We start from the raw sequence: 259 nt of genomic DNA, 5'->3' as shown, positions 1-259 counted from the left end.
AGGCGCTGCGTACCGGTGCACGCGGCCTCACGCACGGCCAGGCCGCCGACCGGCTGCAGCACCACGGCCCCAACGAAATCGCGCACGACAAGCCGCCGCACTGGACGCGCCAGTTGCTGCACGCGTTTCACAAACCGTTCGTCTACGTGCTGCTGGTGCTCGCCGCGATCAGCTTCTGCACCGACGTCTGGTTCGCGGCGCCCGACGATCGCGACTACGTCGGCATGACGATCCTGCTCGCGATGGTGACGATCAGCGC

1 protein-coding gene is annotated in these 259 nt (G+C 68.0%); it reads left to right on the top strand.

Features of this window, described 5'->3' with window-relative positions; all coding sequences use genetic code 11:
• Nucleotides 1-259 (top strand): cation-transporting P-type ATPase (locus tag SB751_RS32435; protein ID WP_410749314.1); only part of this gene is annotated, 259 nt, incomplete at both ends.

It is taken from the genome of Cupriavidus sp. SIMBA_020 (genome assembly GCF_046535395.1).
Classification (GTDB): Bacteria; Pseudomonadota; Gammaproteobacteria; order Burkholderiales; family Burkholderiaceae; genus Cupriavidus; species Cupriavidus campinensis.
This window is presented reverse-complemented; position numbering and strand designations above follow the sequence as displayed.